This window comes from uncultured Slackia sp. (assembly GCF_944321625.1).
GTDB lineage: Bacteria > Actinomycetota > Coriobacteriia > Coriobacteriales > Eggerthellaceae > Slackia.
In genome coordinates this window covers 1-4,331 of the sequence record NZ_CALUMA010000084.1, presented here as the reverse complement: position 1 = coordinate 4,331, position 4,331 = coordinate 1, and the positions used below count along the sequence as shown (strand labels likewise).

The 4,331-nt window shown below is 61.9% G+C and carries 4 protein-coding genes; 3 read left to right on the top strand and 1 reads right to left on the bottom strand.

Annotation, left to right across the window (positions count from 1 at the left end; all coding sequences use genetic code 11):
• Together Q0J60_RS07265 and Q0J60_RS07260 are read left to right on the top strand one after the other, a co-directional pair.
• Window positions 1-1,245, top strand: a 1,245-nt coding sequence (locus Q0J60_RS07265) for an FAD-binding protein (protein WP_294440057.1), incomplete at its 5' end; no start/stop codon positions are given.
• Window positions 1,246-1,544: 299 nt separating this feature from the next.
• Window positions 1,545-2,078, top strand: a complete 534-nt coding sequence (locus tag Q0J60_RS07260; protein ID WP_294440056.1) for a DNA repair protein Rad50 — start codon at window positions 1,545-1,547, stop codon at window positions 2,076-2,078.
• A gap of 91 nt (window positions 2,079-2,169) precedes the next feature.
• Here Q0J60_RS07260 and Q0J60_RS07255 read toward each other — a convergent pair whose 3' ends face one another.
• Entirely contained in the window at window positions 2,170-3,075 is a 906-nt protein-coding gene (locus tag Q0J60_RS07255) for a class I SAM-dependent methyltransferase (protein ID WP_294440052.1), read from the bottom strand.
• Window positions 3,076-3,201: 126 nt separating this feature from the next.
• On the opposite strand from Q0J60_RS07255, the gene Q0J60_RS07250 reads away from it, so the two are divergent.
• The coding region (locus Q0J60_RS07250) for an amidohydrolase family protein (protein WP_294440049.1) at window positions 3,202-4,331 on the top strand (1,130 nt) is incomplete at its 3' end.

Below are 4,331 nucleotides of genomic sequence, written 5' to 3'. Positions count from 1 at the left end.
CGTGAGTCCCTCGTGGGCAAGTGGTTCCGCGAGTCCGAGCGCTGCATGAACTGGCTGCTCGACGTCGCCGAGTCCGACGGCGCGTCCTGCATGGTCACGGTTGGCTCCAGCAGCGTCGTGCATCCCGAGGTCGACTGCTACCACATGATTTTCGGCGGCCAGACCACCGGCGAGAACGTTTCCGTCGCCACCTATGTTGAGTACCTGTTCCTGGCCAAGGCCGAGGAGACCGGCAACTTCCAGATTGTGTACAACAGCCCCGCCGTCCAGCTGGTGCAGGACGACTCCGGTGCTGTGACCGGCGCCATCTGCGAGACCGAGAACGGTTACGTGCAGTACAACGCCTCCAAGGGCGTCGTGCTTGCCACCGGCGACGTGAGCTACAACGATGAGTACATCAACGAGTTCTGCCCCATCGCCAACAAGGTTATGACCCGCCTCTGCTCCGACCAGGGCAACACCGGCGACGGCCACAACATGGCTGCTTGGGTGGGCGGCGCCTTCCAGGACGGCCCGTGGCCCACGATGATGCATCCCCAGGCTGCTGGCATGTTCTCCGGCCCGTTCCTGTTCATCAACCCCGACGGCAAGCGTTTCATGAACGAGGCCACCTGGGTTCAGGGCAAGTGCGTGGGCACCATGGTCAACGGCGGCTATGACCACTGCTGGTCCATCTTCGACGCTAACTGGGAGAAGGACAACACCGCATCCCTCGAGTTCGGCGGCGGCATGTTCTGGGATAGCTTCCGCGCCGTGGGCACGAAGCCCGAGGACGCGACCGCGTCTCACAAGGAGACCATCGAGGCCGGCCTGACCGACACCCCCGACAACTACAAGCGCGCCGATACGCTCGACGAGCTCCTGTCCCAGCTCGACGTCGACGTGGAGACCGCCAAGGCCACCATCGAGCGCTACAACGAGCTGTGCCATGCCGGCGAGGACGTGGACTTCTACAAGGAATCCCACTACCTCTTCCCGGTCGAGGAAGGCCCCTTCACCGCCGTCAAGCTGGGCCCCGGCCTGCTGGCTGTCGTGGGCGGCATCCACATCTCCGACAACTTCGAGGTGCTGACCGCCGAGAACGAGCCCATCCCCGGTCTGTACGCTATCGGCAACTGCGCAGGCGACATCTACGCCTACGACTACCCGATCAACATCCAGGGCAACAGCCACGGCCGCTGCCTGGTTGAGGGCAAGTGCCTGGGCGAGCAGCTCGCCGGCGTCTACGACGAGGTCAAGGCTTAATTGGTTCCGCCGGCTTGCCAGCCGGCGGACCACTCGACGCTGCGGTCGAATCTGGCGGCCGGCTTGGCCCTTGTGCTCCCCTCGGCGCGTGCGAAGCACGCTTGGGGCTTGCGGCGGGCCAACCCGACTCGCCAGATTCGCCCTCGCTGACTTTTCAGCGACCTGTATCTTGCAGCGTCGTTGTACCGAAGTTTCTCCCCTCCCTCTGAAGGCCCGTTTCGGCGGGCCTTCTGCTATGCTGGGGCGCATACAAAATGGGTTTGCGTCTGTTGCGGCCCAGCAATCAAGAAAGGCGATTCATGAACGATATGAAACCGACCGCCGCACAGGACATAGCCCCCGATTCTTCCGAAGCGGATGCGCTGTTCGACCACATGAAAGAACTCGTCGATGCTCTGCCTGCCATGGAGGCAGAAGGCGAGAAGCTGGTGCGCGCCCGCGCCGCACGCGAGGTGGCACGCCTTGAGCGGTATCGCAAGGGGCAGGAAAACGAGCTCCGCTTCCTCCAAAAGAAGTTCGACGAGCAGATGGCGATCGAGCGTGCCGCGAAAGAAGCGGGCGACGATGCCGCCGAGGAAAATGCTCGTTACAATGCGTTGAACCTGGGTAATCAGAAAAGCATCCGGTATGGCGCTGAGCAGAATGCCGCCTACCAGGTAAAAGAAGCGCTCGAATCGGGCGGGTTCGCCGACCTGGACGAGGCTCATGCGGCCGAGCTTGATGACGAGGAGTTTGCCGCGCTCGAGCAAAAGGTGGAAGCGTACAAGGCCGACTACGCCGATACGCTCGCCACGTGCCAGGCGCTCGTCGGCGAAGAGGACGATTCCGAGTAATCGCATTTCGCTTGCGCGATTCGCAAGGAATGCATCAAAAAACGCCGTCCGGGTTTCCGGGCGGCGTTTTGCGTGTCGCGGTCGACTTTTGTTATGCGCGCTTATGCGCGGTGTGTACGGCGACGATGCCGCCTGCCAGATTCTTCCAGGAAACGTCGACGAACCCCGCCGATTCGAGCATGTCCGCAAACGTCTTCTGGTCCGGGAACGCTCGGATGGAGTTCGCCAGGTACACGAAGCCTTTGGCGTCGCCCGTGAACAGTTTGCCCCAGAACGGGATCATCGTCTTAAGATATATATAGTAAAGGCCGCGCCACAGCGGGTTGGGCGGAGTGGAGAATTCAAGGCAGGCAAAGGTGCCGCCCGGCTTGAGGACGCGATACGTCTCCGCGAGCGCCTGTTCGCGGTCGGGTATGTTGCGGATGCCATATGCCATGGTGATGGAATCGTATGAATTGTCTTCGTAGGGAATGTTCTGCGCATCCACCACGTCGAAATCCACCGGCACGCCGCACGCCGCTCCCTGACGTGCGCGGTCGCGAGCAACGTCAAGCATTTCGGGGACGAAATCGGTCAGCTGGATGTGGGCGGGGGGAGTGCGCTTCGCCGCCGTGTAGCTGACGTCGCCGGTGCCTCCCGCAAGGTCAAGAAGGTCGCTTTCGGGCGTCAATGCGGCAGCGTCCACGGTCGCCCGCAGCCAGCGCTTGTATAGGCCGAAGCTCGAAGCGGCATTGAAGCGGTCGTATTTCTTGGCGATGGCTCCGAAGATTTCTTTTACGCGGTCTTCGGACACGGCGGCAGAGGCCTCCCGCCCGGTCGCGGTATCGACCACCGTATGGCCGACGTGAATATCGTTGGGCGCATCGCCCGCGACGGAGGCTTTCGCGGCTTCGCGCAAATACTCTCCGGAGGTCTTCTCGCTTGCGGCGGGTGCCGCAGCATTGGGCTGTGCGTTCGTTTCGTTAGTGTCGGTGCCGTTCGAGAGGCTCGTGGTCATGATCGGGTGCCTTTTCGTGGTGTGTTCGGATGGTGATTCTGGTTTTTTGGGCGATAAACCCGTGCCGCGCACGGTTTTAACCCGGCTGCCAAGTATAGCTTAAACGGGATGCGCTATTATGTCCGCATGCTATTACTTGCTGAACATATCATCCCCGTCACGTCCGAACCCATCGATGATGGTGCGGTTCTGGTGCGCGATGGGCGCATCGTCGAGATCGGCGGTGCCCAACGTATGAAGTCACGCTATCCCCAGGAGGAGGTGCGAGACTTCGGACAATCCGCCATCATGCCCGGCTTCGTGGACTGCCACACTCACCTCGAGTACACGGTTCTGCGCGGCATCGTGCATGACGTTCCGTACGCGGAATGGCTGGCCATGGAGCACGCCAAGGCTGACATGATGAGCCGTGACGATCGCTACGATTCGGCGCTCGTCGGCTGCATGGAAATGCTTTCCGGCGGCGTTACCACCGTGGCAGACTTCACCAGCACGGGCGCTTCGTGCGAAGCCGTGAATGACATGGGCCTGCGCTCCGTCGTCTACCGCAGCGTCGGCGCTCCGGAAAAAGCCAAGGTGGATAGCGCGATTGAGGCCGCGGTGAACGACGTTCGCTCGTGGCGTGAGGCGTCTGACGCCGACCGCGTCACCATCGGTATCGCGCCCAAGGCTTTGCATGCCTGCCATCCCACGGTGTTTTCGAAGGTGAACGCCATCGCCGAGGAGATGGGTCTGCCGGTTGCCATGCATGTGGCTGGCAGCTACGAGGAGCTTCGCTACATTCGCGACGGCGCCACGCCGCTTTCGGTGCGCGGCATCTCAGGTGGAAATGACAGCCTGACCGACCGTCCCATGTGGCTCCCCACGGGCGTGACCCCGGTCAACTACGCTCTCAACTGGAATGCATTCAACAGCAAGGACGTCCTTGCCGTTCACTGCGTCCATGTGGATGATATGGACATCTCCAAGCTCAAGGAGCATGACGTCGCCATCGCCGTATGCACGCGTTGCAACGCGCAGCTTGGCATGGGCCTGGCGCCGCTGCATAAATTCCTGCAGGCCGGCATCCGCGTTGGCTTGGGCACTGATTCGCCTGCCGCGACTGACTCGGCGGATATGTTCACCGAGATGCGTCTGGGCATGCTCATCCATCGTGCGGTCTATAGCGATGCGGTCCTGAGCGCCGCAACCATGCTCGAGCCCCCCACAATCGGCGGCGCTCGCGCAATGGCCATGGATGACGAACCCGGCGGTCT